The organism is Bradyrhizobium sp. Kon58 (genome assembly GCF_055807455.1).
Window position 1 is genome coordinate 88,696 of record NZ_JBVVOT010000001.1, and the last position, 16,886, is coordinate 105,581.

The 16,886-nt window shown below is 65.8% G+C and carries 11 protein-coding genes; 5 read left to right on the forward strand and 6 right to left on the reverse strand.

What is annotated here, in order from left to right; translation table 11 throughout:
• Positions 1-73: 73 nt before the first annotated feature.
• Together AC0L20_RS00435 and AC0L20_RS00440 are read right to left on the reverse strand one after the other, a co-directional pair.
• Positions 74-2,575, reverse strand: a complete 2,502-nt coding sequence (locus AC0L20_RS00435; RefSeq protein WP_354054830.1) for a penicillin-binding protein 1A — start codon at positions 2,573-2,575, stop codon at positions 74-76.
• A 331-nt stretch (positions 2,576-2,906) separates the two neighbouring features.
• Positions 2,907-4,199, reverse strand: a complete 1,293-nt coding sequence (locus AC0L20_RS00440) for an N-acetylmuramoyl-L-alanine amidase (protein ID WP_473286945.1) — start codon at positions 4,197-4,199, stop codon at positions 2,907-2,909.
• Positions 4,200-4,902: 703 nt separating this feature from the next.
• Between AC0L20_RS00440 and AC0L20_RS00445 the strand changes: the two genes are divergently transcribed.
• Positions 4,903-7,944 (forward strand): Rne/Rng family ribonuclease, encoded by a 3,042-nt coding sequence (locus AC0L20_RS00445; RefSeq protein WP_473286948.1) that lies wholly within the window; start codon positions 4,903-4,905, stop codon positions 7,942-7,944.
• A gap of 66 nt (positions 7,945-8,010) precedes the next feature.
• Here the strand turns inward: AC0L20_RS00445 and AC0L20_RS00450 are convergent, their stop codons facing one another.
• Complete coding sequence (locus AC0L20_RS00450) at positions 8,011-8,694, reverse strand: helix-turn-helix domain-containing protein (protein ID WP_473286950.1); 684 nt, start codon at positions 8,692-8,694, stop codon at positions 8,011-8,013.
• A gap of 209 nt (positions 8,695-8,903) precedes the next feature.
• On the opposite strand from AC0L20_RS00450, the gene AC0L20_RS00455 reads away from it, so the two are divergent.
• The 3 genes from AC0L20_RS00455 (at position 8,904) to AC0L20_RS00465 (ending at position 12,944) form a co-directional block, all read left to right on the forward strand.
• A complete protein-coding gene (locus AC0L20_RS00455) occupies positions 8,904-10,400 on the forward strand; it encodes an amidase (protein ID WP_473286952.1) in 1,497 nt (498 codons plus the stop codon).
• Positions 10,401-10,467: 67 nt separating this feature from the next.
• Positions 10,468-11,694: an MFS transporter gene (locus AC0L20_RS00460; RefSeq protein WP_473286954.1), complete on the forward strand. Its 1,227-nt coding sequence runs from the start codon at positions 10,468-10,470 to the stop codon at positions 11,692-11,694.
• Positions 11,695-11,711: 17 nt separating this feature from the next.
• The gene (locus AC0L20_RS00465; protein ID WP_473286957.1) at positions 11,712-12,944 is read left to right on the forward strand and encodes an NAD(P)/FAD-dependent oxidoreductase; all 1,233 of its coding nucleotides are present in this window, start codon (positions 11,712-11,714) and stop codon (positions 12,942-12,944) included.
• A gap of 71 nt (positions 12,945-13,015) precedes the next feature.
• Here AC0L20_RS00465 and AC0L20_RS00470 read toward each other — a convergent pair whose 3' ends face one another.
• Positions 13,016-13,852, reverse strand: a complete 837-nt coding sequence (locus AC0L20_RS00470; protein WP_473286959.1) for a helix-turn-helix transcriptional regulator — start codon at positions 13,850-13,852, stop codon at positions 13,016-13,018.
• A gap of 89 nt (positions 13,853-13,941) precedes the next feature.
• Between AC0L20_RS00470 and AC0L20_RS00475 the strand changes: the two genes are divergently transcribed.
• Positions 13,942-14,820 carry an SDR family oxidoreductase gene (locus AC0L20_RS00475; RefSeq protein ID WP_473286961.1) on the forward strand — a complete coding sequence of 293 codons (879 nt, stop codon included), beginning with the start codon at positions 13,942-13,944 and terminating at the stop codon, positions 14,818-14,820.
• Between the two features lie 26 nt (positions 14,821-14,846).
• Here AC0L20_RS00475 and AC0L20_RS00480 read toward each other — a convergent pair whose 3' ends face one another.
• Together AC0L20_RS00480 and AC0L20_RS00485 are read right to left on the reverse strand one after the other, a co-directional pair.
• On the reverse strand, positions 14,847-16,181 hold the full coding sequence (locus tag AC0L20_RS00480; protein ID WP_027569833.1) for a dicarboxylate/amino acid:cation symporter: 1,335 nt from the start codon (positions 16,179-16,181) through the stop codon (positions 14,847-14,849).
• Positions 16,182-16,265: 84 nt separating this feature from the next.
• Positions 16,266-16,820 carry a biotin transporter BioY gene (locus AC0L20_RS00485; protein ID WP_473287453.1) on the reverse strand — a complete coding sequence of 185 codons (555 nt, stop codon included), beginning with the start codon at positions 16,818-16,820 and terminating at the stop codon, positions 16,266-16,268.
• Positions 16,821-16,886 lie beyond the last annotated feature (66 nt).

A 16,886-nucleotide genomic window follows, 5' to 3' on the forward strand; every position in this document is an offset into this window, starting at 1 on the left:
GACATCGGGATGTAGCGGCGGCGGCTGCAAAGCGCAACCGCCGCGGCGACGAACGTCTGTCTTGTCCTAAGCCTTAGTACAGCCCGCCGGTGCCCGGCCGCATGAAGAAGCCGGAATCCGGCTGTTGCTGCTGTGACGCCGGCATGCGGCCATCGGCATCGGCAACGCCGATGACCGAATAATTATCCGGCGGCGCCGTGCCCGGCTTGAAGGCTTCGAGGATGGTTCCGCCGGTCTCGCCCGGACCGGCGCGCATGCCGGACTTGGCGACGACCCGCACCAGCTTGATGCCGGCCGGCACCTTGAACGGGACCGCCGGCTTGTCGGCAAGCGCGAGCTGGAGGAAGTCGCGTGCGATGGGAGCTGCGAGATGGCCGCCGGTCGCGGCGTTACCCTTGCCGAGCGGACGCGGCTTGTCGTAGCCCATATAGATGGCGACGGCGACGTCGGGCGAGAAGCCGACGAACCAGGCGTCCTTGGCCTCGTTGGTGGTGCCGGTCTTGCCGGCGATCGGCTTGCCGACCTGCTTGACCACGGTCGCGGTACCGGCCTGGACCACGCCTTCCATCAGCTCGGTGATCTGATAGGCGGTCATGGAATCCAGCACCTGCTCGCGGCGGTCGATCAGCTGCGGCTCGTTCTGGTTCTTCCAGCCGCCCGGCGCGTCGCAGCCGCGGCATTCGCGCTGGTCGTGCTTGAAGATGGTGTGGCCGTAGCGATCCTGGATCCGGTCGATCAGGGTCGGCTTCACGCGGCGGCCGCCATTGGCGAGCATCGAATAGGCCGTGACCATGCGCATCGCCGTGGTCTCGCCGGCGCCGAGCGCGTAGGAGAGATAGTTCGGCAGTTCGTCATAAACGCCGAAGCGGCGGGCATATTCACCGATCAGGGGCATGCCGATGTCCTGGGCGAGGCGCACCGTCACCGTGTTGAGCGACTGCCGCAGCGCATTGCGCAACGTCACCGGCCCCTGGAATTTGCCCGAGGAGAAGTTTTCAGGCCGCCACACGCCCGCGCCCTGGCCCTGGTCGATCTCGATGGGCGCGTCGAGCACGACAGTCGAGGGCGTATAGCCGTTGTCGAGCGCGGCCGAATAGACGATCGGCTTGAACGACGAACCGGGCTGCCGATAGGCCTGCGTGGCGCGGTTGAACTGGCTCTGGTCGAACGAGAAGCCACCGACCATTGCCAGCACGCGGCCGGTCCACGGGTCCATCACCACCATCGCGCCGGACACTTCCGGGATCTGGCGCAGCCGATACTGGCCTTCGACAGGCTGGGCGTCTTTGTACAGCGGATCGGCGTAGATCACGTCGCCGGGCTGAAGCACCTGCGACACTGCGCTTGCCGCCCTGCCCTTCGCAGCCCCCGAGGCCGCTCTTGCCCATTTGATGCCGTCGAGCGTGATGAGGCCGGTCTCGCGCTGCTTGCTGACGGCGCCGCCGAGCTCGCGGCTCGGCTGGAAACCGATGCGCGCCGACTGGTCGCTGGTCTCCAGCACCACCGCCATGCGCCACGGCGAGATATCGGACAGAGACTTTATCTCGGCGAGCTTCACGCCCCAGTCGCCCGAAATATCGAGCTTGCTGATGGCACCGCGATAGCCCTGCTGCTCGTCATAGTTCACGAGACCGGCGACCATGGTCTTGCGCGCCATGACCTGGATCTTCGGATCGAGCGTGGTGCGGACCGAGAGGCCGCCCTCGTACAGCTTCTTCTCGCCATAGCGCTCGAAGATGTCCCGGCGCACTTCCTCGGCGAAATACTCGCCGGCGAAGGTGTGGGCTCCGTTGGAACGGCTGGTCACGGCCAGCGGCTCCTTGCGCGCCTTGTCGGCGTCGGCCTGCTTGACCCAGCCGTTCTCAACCAGACGATCGATCACGTAGTTGCGGCGCTCGATGGCGCGGTCGCGGTTGCGAACGGGATGCAGCGTCGCGGGCATCTTCGGCAGCGCCGCCAGATAGGACGCCTCCGCCACCGTCAGCTCGTTGACCGACTTGTCGAAATAAACCAGGGACGCAGCCGCGATGCCGTAGGCACCTAAGCCCAGATAGATTTCATTCAGATACAGCTCGAGGATCTTGTCCTTCGAGTAGGTCTTCTCGATCCGCATGGCCAGCAAGGCTTCCTTGATCTTGCGCGCGAAGGAGACCTCGTTGGTCAGAAGGAAGTTCTTGGCGACCTGCTGCGTGATCGTGGAAGCGCCCTGCGGGCGGCGATTGGAGCCGTAGTTCTGGATGTAGACCACGCCGGCGCGCGCCATGCCGGTGTAGTCGATGCCGCCATGCTCGTAGAAATTCTTGTCCTCGGCCGCGAGGAAAGCGTTGATCACGAGCTTCGGCACCGCCTGGATCGGCAGGTAAAGCCGCCGCTCCTTGGCGTATTCGCCGAGCAGCGAGCCGTCGGTCGCGTGCACGCGGGTCATTACCGGCGGCTCGTAATCCTGAAGCTGAGAGTAGTCCGGCAAGTCCTTGGAGAAATGCCAGATCAGGCCTGCGATGGCACCGACCCCGACAAGGAACAACACTGTTCCCGCGGCGAACAGGAAGCCCATGAACCGCACCAGCAAGCGCATTATCTGTTTATCCGTTCAAACTCTGGATCAGCCCAAAGATCAGCTCAAGACCAGCTTAAGATCAGCCCAAGTTCGGCCCTTGGCACCGAAAACAGGCACCAAACCGTCGCGAATTCACCGGCCTTACTCAATACTATCAGTGCCGGACCCAAGACGCTTGCCGAGCGGGATTCTCGCCGATTCCGGAACCCCCTGCGGCGTTTTTATAAAGCGCCCGCTGTGGCCAAACTAGGGCTTTTGCGGCGGGACGGAAAATCACTCTCAATTCGACGATCCCCCGGTCGTCAATATGACGATCCCCCGGTCGTAAATTCGACGATCCGGCCGGTCGTCAATTGGACGATCCGGCCGTGGCCATCCGTTTCGCCAAAAACCCGTCGATCGCCTGCGCCATCGAGCCGACGGCACGTGACCGCCATCCCTCGGAGACCAGATGCTCGAGGTCGCCCTTGTTGGAGACATAACCGATCTCGACCAGGACCGACGGCACGTCGGGCGCCTTCAGCACCCGGAAGCCGGCTGACTTCAGGGGATGCTTGTGCATCCGCACGGTCGACTTCATTTCGCCCATCAACAGGCGGGCAAAACGACTTGAAAAGGTGCGGGTTTCCCGCTGGGTGAGATCGATCAGGATGTCGGCGACATCGGTCGGCTCCTCCGCGAGGTTGAAGCCGGCGATGGCGTCCGCCCGGTTTTCCGCATCCGCCAGCCGCTGCGCCTCGGCGTCGGAGGCCTTGTCGGACAACGTGTAGATAGTCGCGCCCTGCGCATCGCCCTCGGCGCGCGGCAACGCGTCGGCATGGATCGAGACGAACAACGCCGCCTTGAGGTTGCGGGCGACCTTGACGCGGTCGTTGAGCGGGATGAAGGTGTCGTCGTCCCGTGTCATCACCACGCGATATTTGCCGGTCTTTTCCAGCCGTTCGCGCAGTGCCAGGCCGAAGGCCAGCACCAGATTCTTCTCGCTCTCGCCGCTCGACTGCGTGCCGTTGTCGATGCCGCCATGGCCGGGATCGATGACGACCACCGCGCGGCCATCGGCCTTCTGCCCGGCTTCAGGGTGTGCAGATGCGGGAACCGTCGCGGGCGGCGGATCGGCAATTGCCGGCCGCAGCTCAGGACGGTTTTCCGGAGCCAGCGACGGCACGAAGGCGGCGCGCTCGACCTCCTCCAGTTCGAGCACCAGCCGCGCCGGCTGACCGTTGGCAGCCTCCACCACGTAGGAATTGGCGATCTTGGCCGGGCCCGACAGGTCGAACACGATTCGGGAGCCGCCGGGCATCACCAGCCCATAGCGAAAGGCCTTGACCAGGCCGCGTCCGCTGGACCCGGTTCCGGCGGGAAGTTGAAAATTGACCTGGGGGACGTCGACCACCACCCGGTACGGGTCGGCCAAGGTGACGGCGCGGAAGGTCACGGTCTGATCGATGTCGAGGACAAAGCGGGTTTGCCGGCCGTCACCGGCCAGCCGGGCGGCCGAGGCCGTCGGGAAATTCGCTGATGCAACAGGGAGTTGAGGCTGACTTTCGGCGGCCTTCAGGCGCGAGGAATCAGCGCACGGCAATGCCGCCGCGCAGAGCAGCACGCATCCCAGCAAGATCCTTTGATTTGCGCGGCTCGCCACCGATTCCGTGCCTCCGAGCAGCCTCTTTAACGCAATAGAACCACAGGGTTAAACGATCCTTAATGACGGACACGCGAAACTCGCTGACTGTGACCGCCGTGCGACGCTCCTTGCACGGATGGCCCAATCCACGTATGTACGGAATGCTGACGGCCGATATTTCCGGTTGTGTCGCATTCAGCCTCCCGGTGCAGCGCCGGAACTCTCAAGGTTTGGGAATTCCAGCGTTTTTCCGTTCCTCTCTAAGTCCAGCGCGGTGCGCGGCAGCGAGGTGGACGGGGCAAGCCCCGGCGGCGGACGGTCCCCGGTTACCACCACGTTTCCGGGACGGTTCTGACAGCGGCGCAACCCGTTACCCGGTCCCTTAATCCCAAGGGAGCGGTTCGTAATACCCAAGGCGAGCGCGCTCGCGCCATGCCTGGCCAACAGCAACTGATTGAGGGGCGGCCCCGCCGCCCAATGTTTCATACGGGCCGACGCTTGATGCGCCAGACTGTGCCGACCAATTCTGAAGGACCATTCGCGACGCTGCGGAGTGAAAATTCCGCGCGCCGCTTCGGTCCTCCGGCTTCCGGTTCGGCAAGGCGCGAGAGACGGTGTTTCGGCCTTCCCCTCACCCCCGAATCAGGTGGACCGTCGCGTCACCCGGCAGCGCTGATGGCGCCCACGGTGAATCGCGCCCGCCGCCGCCAAGAGTTAAGACATGCCCAACAAGATGTTGATCGATGCCACCCACCCGGAAGAGACCCGGGTCGTCGTGGTCCGCGGCAATCGCGTCGAAGAGTTTGATTTCGAGACCGCGCAACGCAAGCAACTGCGCGGGAATATCTACCTCGCCAAGGTCACAAGGGTCGAACCCTCGCTCCAGGCCGCTTTCGTCGAATATGGCGGCAACCGCCACGGCTTCCTCGCCTTCAGCGAAATCCACCCCGACTACTACCAGATCCCGGTTGCCGACCGGCAGGCGCTGATCGAAGCCGAGGAGCAGGCCCATCGCGAGGCCGAGGAAGAGAGCGAGAACCGCTCCCAGGGCCGCCGCCGCTCCCGCCACCGCAATTCCCGCCGCCGTAGCCATGGCGAGCGCGTCCGCAGCGAGGTCGTCGAAGGCGATCCCGCGGTCCGGCAGGTCCAGGGCGAGGCCCTGCCCGAGGGCGCTTCGCACGAGGGCGAGCACGAAGGCCACGATCATCACGATCACGGCCACGAAACACGTAACCACGAAGGACATGATCACCACGACCATGATCATGCCCATGGTGACGATCACCACGCCCACGATCATCACGACCACGATCACGACCATCATGGCGAGCACGACCATGATCATGCCGACGAGACACCGGCGCCTGTCGCAGCGATCGGCGCCGAGCCCGCGGTCGCCACCGAGGCCGTTGCCGAGCCGCAGGAGGTTGCCTCCGACGCACACGCCGACGATCTTGCCGAGGCCGTGACATCGGCCGCTGAGCCTGCCGACGCCGTGTACGCCGCCGGCGAGAATGCGCAGGCTCCGCATCACGACTCCGAAGCGACGGCCGAGGATGACGACGAAGACGAGGACGACGAGGAAGCCGAAGAGGACGTCGTTGAATCCGTCGGCGGCGACGATGTGCTGGAGGAAGTGCCGGAGCGCACCTTCCGTCCCCGCCGCCAGTACAAGATCCAGGAAGTCATCAAGCGCCGCCAGGTGATGCTGGTGCAGGTCGTCAAGGAAGAGCGCGGCAACAAGGGCGCGGCGCTGACGACCTACCTCTCGCTCGCCGGCCGCTATGCCGTCTTGATGCCGAACACCGCGCGCGGCGGCGGCATCAGCCGCAAGATCACGAGCGCGCAGGACCGTTCGCGCCTGAAGGAAGTGGTGCAGGATCTCGACGTGCCCGAGGGCATGGGGATCATTCTGCGCACCGCGGGTGCCGCCCGCACCAAGCCCGAGATCAAGCGCGATTTCGAGTACCTGATCCGGATGTGGGAGACGGTGCGCGACATGACGCTGAAGTCGCAGGCCCCGACCCTCGTCTACGAGGAAGGCTCGCTGATCAAGCGCTCGCTGCGCGACCTCTACAACAAGGAGATCGACGAGATCTCAGTTGCCGGTGAATCCGGTTACCGTGAAGCGCGCGATTTCATGAAGATGCTGATGCCCGCCAATGTGAGCGCGGTGAAGCAGTATCGCGACGGCCAACCGTTGTTCTCGCGCATGGGCGTCGAAAGCCAGCTGGATGCGATGTTCTCGCCGACCGTGCAGCTGCGCTCCGGCGGCTACATCGTGATCAACCAGACCGAAGCGCTGGTCTCGATCGACGTCAACTCCGGACGTTCGACGCGCGAGCATCATATCGAGGACACCGCGCTCAAGACCAATCTCGAGGCTTCCGAGGAGGTCGCGCGTCAGCTTCGGCTGCGCGATCTCGCCGGCCTGATCGTCATCGACTTCATCGACATGGACGAGAAGCGCAACAATCGCGCGGTCGAACGCAAGCTGTCCGATTGCCTCCGACAGGACCGCGCGCGGATCCAGGTCGGACGCATCTCGCATTTCGGCCTGCTGGAGATGTCGCGCCAGCGCATCCGCGCCAGCGTGCTGGAGTCCTCGACCGATCCCTGCACGCATTGCGGCGGCACCGGCCATGTGCGCTCGGTGTCCTCGGTTGCGCTCCAATTGCTGCGCGGCCTCGAAGAGATCCTGATGAAGGGCGCGACCCACAATCTGGTGGTCCGCACCCGCACCGACGTCGCGCTCTATGTGCTGAACCACAAGCGCGGCCATCTGCGCGACCTCGAGAACGGCTTCAAGGTCACGTTGGCGGTCATCGCCGACCCGAGCGTCAACGGGCCTCAGGCCTATGTCATCGACCGCGGCGAGCAGGTGCATACGCTGGAAGCCGCCAAGGCTCTGCTGGCGGCCCAGGCGGCCGCAAGCCCGCCGCCCCTGGTCGAAGAAGCCTATGACGACGAGGAGTTCGATCCCGAGACCGAATCCGAGGTCGAGACCGAGGAGACCGAGGGTCTCGTCGAGGAGCAGGCCGCAGGCGACGCTGCGACCGAACAGGACAGCCAGCGCCGCAAGCGTCGCCGTCGTCGCCGCGGTCGCGGTGGCCCGCGCGACGAGGAGACGCGCGAAGATGGCGCTCCCGCTATTGCTGAGACGGCCCTGGCGGCCGGCGAAGGCGAAGAGGATGCCGAGGCCGAGCCGGACGGCGAGGAAGGCGAGGAGCAGGCAGCCCGTGGCGAGCAGCAGGGCAGCGCCGATCGCCGTCGCCGGCGTGGTCGCCGTGGCGGACGCCGCCGTCGCGGCCCTGGCGAGGAAGGTCTCGCCGGCTCCATCGGCGACGAGCTCGCGGCCAATGCGCCGTCGGAAGCGACTGACGCAGTCGCCGATTTCGACGGTTTTGGCGGCGAGGCTGCGCCCTCGATCGCGCAGGCCGAGCACACCTCGCAGCCACAGGTCACCCAGCCAGAGCCGCGCGCCGAGGCAAAGATCGAGGCAACGACCCAGCCTGAGCCGGCTCCTGCTGCCGCGGACGAAGAGCACGCCGACGACAAGGCTGCACGACGCCGTTCGACGGTTCGGGAGAAGGTGAGCTTCCTGTCGAGCAGCCAGAGTGAACCGGCACCGGTTGCTCAGGCGGCCGAGCCGGTTGCCCCGCCCGCACCGGCTCCGGAGCCCGCGCCCGCAGCGGCAAGCGAAACGTCGGCCGCACCGCGTCGTGCCGGCTGGTGGTCGCGCCGCTTCGGCGGCGGCGAATAGACGAGCCCCAATCAGAAACGCCCGGCCTCGGCCGGGCGTTTTTCGTTCCGCGCTCCATTGCCGACTTCAGAGCGACGGTGGGTCGCCTTCGATCGGCGCCACGTCGCGCGATGCGATCCGGCGGAGCTGATCATAGAGGTCGGGCGCCTCGCTGGTGCAGAGGCAGACGCCTTTCGCAGCAGGTGCTTCGCCGGCGTTGAGGTAGGCGTGGCCCATGGTGCTGTCGAGATAGATGCCGTCGCCTTCGCCCAGGATCTCCGGTGCGTAGAACTCGGTGTGGACGGCAACGCGTCCGCTCGTCACCACGAAATATTCCTCACCGGCGTGGCGCAGCAGCGGACCGAACTCCTCCAGCGAGCGCGCCCGGACTTCGGCCAGGATCGGCACCATGCGTTTGCCGATCAGATCGGTGCATTGATAGGTGTAGGTGTAGAATCCGGTCGTGATCACCTGCCCCTGCCCGGCGCGGCTGATGCTCCGTCGCGCCGTGACCGGCCGGCTCTGCTCGGGACGCGGGGGCACCGGATTGAACAGCTCGGCGATCTCCATCTTCAAGCCGGAGGTGAGCTGGAGAAGCTTGTCATAGGTCAGCGACATCAGGCCGTTCTCGACCTTGGACAGGGTCGACAGCGCCATGCCGGTCCGCTCCGCCACCTGCTTGAGCGTCAGCCCCCGCGCCTGACGGGCAGCCTTGAGGCATTGGCCGAGCTGGGAATTGGCGCCCTCCGGCGTGGTCAGGATCTCGCTCATGCAGCAAGGCTACCACGGCAACAGAGAAATTGTTTGACCGATCCACTTAATCTTTTCGACTGAGGGCGGCGCCAGGTTCCGCATCTGGTCGCGGCTTGGGCAGGTAAACCAGCATTTGTGCATGAAACGGCCGGTTCTGACGAATATTGGTGCGCAGCCTTCACTTTCCGATATGCTAAATCGTTTTCAAATTTTGAAAGGGATTGGCATTGTCCGAGCTTTGCGATTCCAGCGCCGTTGAACTGCGCCGCCGACTGGCTACCCGGGACATCTCACCCGTCGAGCTGCTGGAGTCGTGCCTGTCGCGGATCGCCACCGTCAATCCCGCCGTCAACGCCGTCGTGACGCTGGACGAGCCTGGCGCTCGCGCCGCCGCCAAGGAAGCCGAGGCCGCCATCCTGCGCGGCGAGGATCATGGCGCCCTCCACGGCCTCCCTGTTCTCATCAAGGACACCCAGGACACTGCTCGCCTGCGCACCACCTATGGCAGCCCGTTGCACAGGGACAACGTCCCGCTCGCCGACCAGGGCTCGGTGGCAAGGCTGCGCGCGGCTGGCGCCATCATCTTCGGCAAGACCAACACGCCGGAATGGGCGGCCGGCGGCAACACCCGCAACCCCGTGTTCGGCGCGACCGGCAATCCGTTCGATCCGATGCGCTCGGCGGCCGGCTCCTCCGGCGGCTCGGCGGTGGCGCTCGCCTGCGGCATGGCCCCGCTCGCCTCGGGCTCGGATACCGGCGGCTCATTGCGCAATCCGGCGGGCTTCGCCGGCATTGTCGGCATGCGTCCGTCGTACGGCCTCGTCGCCAGCGAGAAGCGCGTGTTCGGCTGGTCCAATTTGTCGACCGACGGGCCGATGGCGCGCAATGTCGCCGACACCGCGCTGATGCTGTCGGTGATGGCGAGCGACGATGCCCGCGATCCGCTCGCTTATACGCTGCCCGGCGAGGCTGTGCGCGCGCGTGCCGAACGCTGGGCCGCGCCGCGCCCCGCAGAGCTCGGCAGGCTGCGCCTCGCCTTCACCGAAGGTTTCGGCTTCGCCCCGACCGAGCAGGCGATCCGGCGCGTGTTCCGGCAGCGCGTGAGCAAGCTTGCACCTCTCTTTGCCGAGTGCCGCGAGGCGACGCCGGATTGCTCCGGTGCCGACGACGCCTTCGCCGTGCTGCGTGCAGGCATGTTCCTGGCGACACATGGCAAGAACTACAAGGAGCGGCCCGAGATACTCGGGCCCAATGTCCGCGCCAATGTCGAGGAAGGCCTCGGCTACACGCTCGAAGATCACGCGCGCGCCGCAACGACGCAGACGCGGATCTATCGCGCCTGGCAAAGTTTCTTCGAAAGCTGCGACGTGCTGATCAGCCCGACCATCACGCTCAGTCCGCGGCCGTGGTCGGAGCCGCATCCCGCGGAGATCGACGGGGTACCAACGAAATCCTACTTCCATTGGCTCGCGCTCGCTTATGCGGTCACGCTTCCCGGCCATCCCGCCATCAGCATTCCTCTCGGCCTCGATGAATCTGGCCTGCCTTTCGGCCTGCAGATCGTCGGTCAGCGTGGCGGTGACGCCGCCGTGCTCGCGGTGGCCGCGAGCCTCGAAGCAGCGTTCGCCGGCGACGCGCAATTGTGCCGGCCGGCGCCCGATCTGGCCCGGCTTGCCGCGGCGCCGCCGCTGTCGGCTGCACCCGGCTTCCTGACCTGGGAATGAAGAACTTGGGAATGACCTGAACGCGGCAACGACCGAAGCCAGCCCTGGCAGAGCAACGGAGACGAGGATGACGGAATTGCCGAGGAAGACCAGCGTCGTCGCATTCGTCCTGCTCTACGTCGCCTACTGCATCTCCTATGTCGACCGCGCCGCGATCTCGCTGGCGCTGGCCCAGATCGGCAAGGACTTCAACCTCCAGGCCGCAGATCTCGGCATCGTCATCAGCGCGTTCTTCCTCGGTTATGCCGCGATGCAGGTGCCGGGCGGATGGCTCTCCGACCGCTTCGGATCGAAATATGTGGTGATCATCACCATCGTGATGTGGTCGCTGTTCACGGCGTTCACGAGTCTTGCCTGGTCGCTCACCTCGCTGATCGCGATCCGCTTCCTATTCGGTATCGCCGAGGGCGGCTTCCCGCCGGCGAGCATCCGCGCCGTCGCCGAGGTGTTCAAGAAGGACAGCCGGCCGAAGATGTCGGCGCTGCTGCTGTCGTCCAACTATGCCGGCAGCATGATCGCGCCGCTGATCATGGCGCCGTTGATCCTCTGGCTCGGCTGGCGCCATGCCTTCAACGCGATCGGCATCGCGGGCATCGTGTTCGCGGTGGCCTATTTCGTCTTCGTCCCGTATCTGGGCCGCCCGGGCGCGAACGATCCGGCCCCGTCGGGGGCGAAGGCCGAGAACCGTGCACCGATGCGCGAGCTCATGAAGAATCCGCTGCTGTGGCAGCTGATGGTGGTGTGGTTCGGCCTCAGCTGCGTCAACAAGGGCCTGGATTCCTGGATGCCGCTCTATCTGCTCCAGCAGCGCGGGCTCGACCTCAAGACCGTCGGCATCGTGGCGCCGATCCCGTTCGTGATGGCGACGATCGCGACTGCGATCGGCGGCTGGGTGATGACGACGTTCTTCGCCGAGCGCGAAAAATATCTGCTGATCGGCGCCTCCGCATTGACCGGCATCTTCCTCTACGCCATGTACAAGGCGGAGACGATCGCGATGCTGATCACCTACCAGTCGGTGGTCTATTTCTTCAAATCCTTCGTGCTGGCCTCGGTGATTGCGCTTCCGACCAAGCTGCTCCGCGACGACCAGATCGGATCCGGCATCGGCATGGTCAATCTCGGCGGTCAGAGCGCGGGCTTCGTCGCCCCCGTCGCGATCGGCTTCATCGTGACCGGAACCGGATCGTTCGATGCCGCCTTCGGCTTCCTCGTGGCGATGACGGCGTTATCGGTCGTAGTCGCCGCAACCATCAACACGGCCCAGCCGAAGCTCATGCCGCAGACGGCCTGACAGGAGAATTCCTTCCGATGCAAAGCGTGATCGTCCTCGGCGGCGGCATGATCGGCGTCAGCGCGGCGCTGCACCTCCAGCAGCGCGGCTGGACCGTCACGCTGATCGACCGCAGGGAGCCGGGCCGCGAGACCAGCTACGGCAATGCCGGGATGATCCAGGCGGAAGCGGTGCGCCCCTATCCGATGCCACGCGACCTCGCCACGCTCCTGAAGATCGCGACCGGCCGCACCAACGACGTGCGTTACAGCCTGTCGTCGCTTCATCTCCATATCGAGCCCCTGCTGCGCTATTGGTGGCATTCGGCGCCGAAGCGGCATCGCGAGGCAATCGACGCCTGGGCGCGGCTGATCGCCTATGCGACGGCGGAGCACGACATCCTCATTCGCGAAGCCCACGCCGACAATCTGATCCGCCGCGCGGGATACCGGCACCTGCATCGCGACGCAGCTTCGTTCGATCTCGCCGTCAAGGCGGCGGAAGAGGACCAGCGCGAATTCGGCGTGAGGTTTCGTGCGCTCTCGGGCGCCGAGCTCGCCAAGGCCGAACCTGTCCTGCGCGACGACCTGCCCGGCGCGATCCATTGGCTCGACACCTGGACCGTGTCCGATCCCGGCGCGCTGGTCACGGCCTATGCCGATCTGTTTGAGCGCCTCGGCGGCGCCATCGTGCTTGGCGATGCCCAGAGCCTGCGGCAAACCGCGACCGGCTGGTCGGTCGACACCGACGTTGGACACATCGACGCCGCCCACGCGGTGGTGACGCTCGGGCCGTGGTCGCCCGATCTCCTGCTCAAATTCGGCTATCGCATCCCGCTGGTGCGCAAGCGCGGCTACCACATGCATTACAGCGGTGGCGCCTCGCTCGATCTGCCGCTGGTCGACAAAGCCGGCGGCTACGCCATGGGTCCGATGGCCAAAGGCATCCGCATCACCACCGGCGCGGAGCTGACCGGCCTGGACGCGCTCGCAACGCCCGTGCAGCTCGCCAGCGCGGAAGCGTCCGCGCGCGAGCTGATCGATCTCGGCAAGCGGGTCGAGCCCGATCCGTGGTTCGGCACCCGGCCCTGCACGCCCGACATGCTGCCGGTGCTCGGCCCTGCCCCACGCCATCCCGGCCTCTGGATGAACTTTGGCCACGGCCACCAGGGCTTTACGCTCGGGCCCGCGACCGGGCGCCTGCTCGCCGAGATGATGAGCGGCGAAACGCCTACGATCGATCCGGCGCCGTACCGGCCGGAGCGGTTCTAATTCCCAGTGTTGACGGCAAGCACCGCGCGCGTCGCCAGATGCAGGTTGAACGCGCGAGTACGCAAATTCCGTCAGTCGGCGCGCTCGGCGAGCAGTTTTCTGATGCGTTCGGCATCATCAGGCGTCGCCGGATTGTAGACGACCATACCGAGATCGGGCCTACCATCGACGGCAAAGGCCGAATATTCGAATGCGATCGGACCGAGCACGGGGTGGCGTAGATGCTTGACGCCTTCGCCATGGGCGCGGACGTCGTTGTCGCGCCATAGCGATGCGAATTCGGGGCTGAGGCGGCAGAGCTCGTCGACGAAGTCGGCGACATGCGAGACGGCCCCGGCCCGCGCTGCATCCGCCCTGAAGGCGGCGACCACGAAGCGGGCCACACTGTCCCAGTCATGTTGCGCGGCGCGCACCCGCGGCTCGCAGAAGATCAACCGCAAGATGTTGCGCCGCTCCGGCGGGAGCTTGGCGTAATCAGTCAGGACGATGGTGGCCGCGCGATTCCAGGCAACGACGTCCCAAATTGCAGTCCTGATAATCGCCGGGCTGGTCTCCAGAGCATCAAGCACGCGCTGCAGCCGCGGCGAGACGCCTTCGCTCGCCTGGTAGCGCACCTCGGGCGGGCGGCCGAGGCCGATCAGGAACAGGTGCTCGCGCTCGACATCGGTCAGCATCAGCGCTCGCGCGATGCGGTCGAGCACATCGGGCGACGGCGCGCCGCCGCGGCCCTGCTCGAGCCAGGTGTACCAGGTCGGGCTGATATTGGCGCGCTGCGCCACCTCCTCGCGACGGAGTCCCGGCGTACGCCTGCGGCTACCGGCGAAGCCGAACGCAGCGGCGTCGAGCCGGGTGCGGCGATCCCTAAGGTAGGTCCCCAAGAGGTTCTCGGCTGTCGCGCTCTCGCTCATCCTGTTAGCTATCATACCCTGATAATGTCACTACTTTACCCGGATAATCCTAGCGCAGATGGTCGTCTCCACCAACTCTGGAGATACTCATGCGTGTTTTCGTCACTGGCGCCACCGGCTTCGTCGGCTCCGCCGTCGTCCGCGACCTGATCGCTGCCGGCCACCGGGTCACGGGCCTCGCCCGCTCCGACGCGGGAGCCGCGGCGCTCGCCGCGATGGGCGCCGATGTCCACCGCGGGTCGCTGGAGGATCACGCGTCCCTGCGCAGCGGCGCGGCCGCCTCCGACGGCGTCCTGCACCTCGGCTTCAACCACGACTTCTCGAAGTTTCTGGACAATTGCGAGCTCGACCGCCGCGCGATCCTGGCGATCGGCGAGGAGCTCAAGGGCTCCGGTCGCCCCCTCATCGTCACCTCCGGCGTCGCACTGCTTGCGCCCGGCCGCCTCGCCGCCGAGGACGATGAATCATCGCACCGCTTTCCACGCGTGTCGGAAGCGACCGCGCTGTCGCTGGCCGGCGTCCGCGCCGCCGTGGTGCGTCTTCCGCCCTCCACGCATGGCGAGGGCGACCACGGCTTCGTCCCGATCCTGATCAACCTCGCGCGCCAGAAAGGCGTATCGGCCTATGTCGGCGATGGCAGCAACCGCTGGCCCGCCGCGCACCGCTTCGATGCCGCGCGCGTCTACCGGCTGGCGCTGGAGCAAGGCGCAACCGCGAAGCACTATCACGCGATCGCCGAGGAAGGCGTGCCGTTCAAGGCGATTGCGGAAGTGATCGGCCGGCGGCTCGGCGTGCCCGTGGTGTCCCAATCGCCCGAGGAAGCGGCCGCGCATTTCGGCTGGTTCGCACAGTTCGCGGGCGCCGACGTTCCGACCTCGAGCGCGAAGACGCGTGCTGCTCTCGGCTGGTCGCCCAAAGAAAAAGGGCTGATCGAGGATCTCGACCAGCCCCATTACTTCAATATCTGACGGCGCTCGGCACCGCCAAATGCAGATCAGTCCGTCGTGACCGCCGTTTCCATGTCGGTCGGATCGATCTGCCTGGCGAGGTTGGCGTTGAGCTTGTCGCGATCGAGCTCGCCCTCCCACCAGGCGACGACCACGCAGGCAACGCCGTTGCCGCACAGATTGGTCAGCGCGCGACACTCGCTCATGAACTTGTCGATGCCGAGCACGATCGCCATGCCCGGCACGAGGCGCGGATCGACCACGGCGAGCGTCGCCGCCAGCGTGATGAAGCCCGCGCCCGTGATACCGGAGGCGCCCTTCGAGGTCAGCATCGCCACCACCAGGATGGTGAGCTGCTGGCCGAAGGTGAGATCGAAGCCCAGCGCCTGCGCGATGAACAGCGTCGCCAGCGTCATGTAGATGTTGGTGCCGTCGAGATTGAACGAATAGCCCGTGGGCACCACGAGGCCGACCACCGACTTCGAGCAGCCGAGGCGCTCGAGCTTTTCCATCAAGGATGGCAACGCGCTTTCCGAGGACGAGGTGCCGAGCACGATCAGCAGCTCGTCCTTGATGTAGGCAAGGAACTTGAAGATGGAGAAGCCGGCGAAGCGCGCGATGGTTCCGAGCACGACGAACACGAACAGCGCCGCGGTCACGTAGAACGTCGCGATCAGGCCGACCAGGTTGAGGATCGCCCCGGTGCCGAACTTGCCGATGGTGTAGGCCATCGCGCCGAAGGCGCCGATCGGGGCCGCGCGCATCACGATGGAGATGACGCCGAACACCGCATGCGCGGCGTCGTCGATGAAGCTGCGGATGGTGTGGCCGCGTTCGCCGAGCCCCATGATGGCGAAGCCGAACAGCACCGAGAACAGCAGCACCTGCAGGATCTCGCCCTGCGCGAAGGCGCCGACGACGGTGTCCGGAATAATGTGCAGCACGAAGTCGACCGACTTCTGGCCTTCGGCCTGCTTGGCGTAGTTGGCGACGGCCTGCGCGTTGGCGGCGGCGCCGCCGAAGCCCGCACCCGGCTTCACCAGATTGCCGATGATGAGGCCGATCACCAGTGCGAAGGTCGAGACGATCTCGAAATAGACCAGCGCCTTGACGCCGATGCGGCCGACCTTCTTGGCGTCCTGGATGTGGGCGATGCCCGAGACAACGGTGCAGAAGATGATCGGCGCGATCACCATCTTGATCAGCTTGATGAAGCCGTCGCCGAGTGCCTTGATCCACTCATTGGTGGCGACTGACGGCCAGAGCCAGCCGACGATGGCGCCGAGCACGATCGCGATCAGCACCTGGATATAAAGGACTTTGTACCACGGCTTTGCGGCGGGCGGCGCGACCGGCGCCCCCACCATCGTTGTCGTCGTCATTGTTTCACTCCCCCTCAAAACGCCAGGCCAGCCAAGATCAACTTGGCCGGCCCTGTCAATCGGAACTGCTCGTTATTGCGCGCTTTACCTGGGATCGACGACCCGGCGTATCGCCGGCATCAACGTTGCGCCCAGCGCGTTCTTGACCAGCGAGGCCGCAACGAACGGCATCAGGCCGACCTGCCACGCCTTTGCGGCGCCCAGGCCAAGGCCGAAGGCCAGCCAGCCAAACCCCGCGGCCAGAATGAGGATGTGGCCGGCCGCCATGGCCGCAAACAGCAGCATTGCGCTGCGATCCCAGCCGCGCTCGGCGAGCCAGCCGGTGACGAAGGCGGCGCCAATGAAGCCGAACAGATAGCCCGCGGTCGGGCCCACCAGCGGTGCGATTCCACCGACCGGACCGGCGAACACCGGCAGGCCCATTGCGCCCTCGGCGAGGTAGGCGATCATGGTTGCGCTGCCAAGCCGCCAGCCATAGGCGGCGCCGATCATCAACACGACCAGCGTCTGCAATGTCATGGGCACGTAAGGGAGCGGCAGGTTCACCTTGGCTGACAGCGCCATCAAGGCGGTGCCGAGCGCAATCAGCACGACGGCGCGCAAGGCGCCGACCGTTTCACCGGGCCGGATTGGCCACATCAATGCGGCGAGAGGAGAATGCGTGACGGGAGACGGGACGGAACGGTCAGACAAGTTGCACTCCAG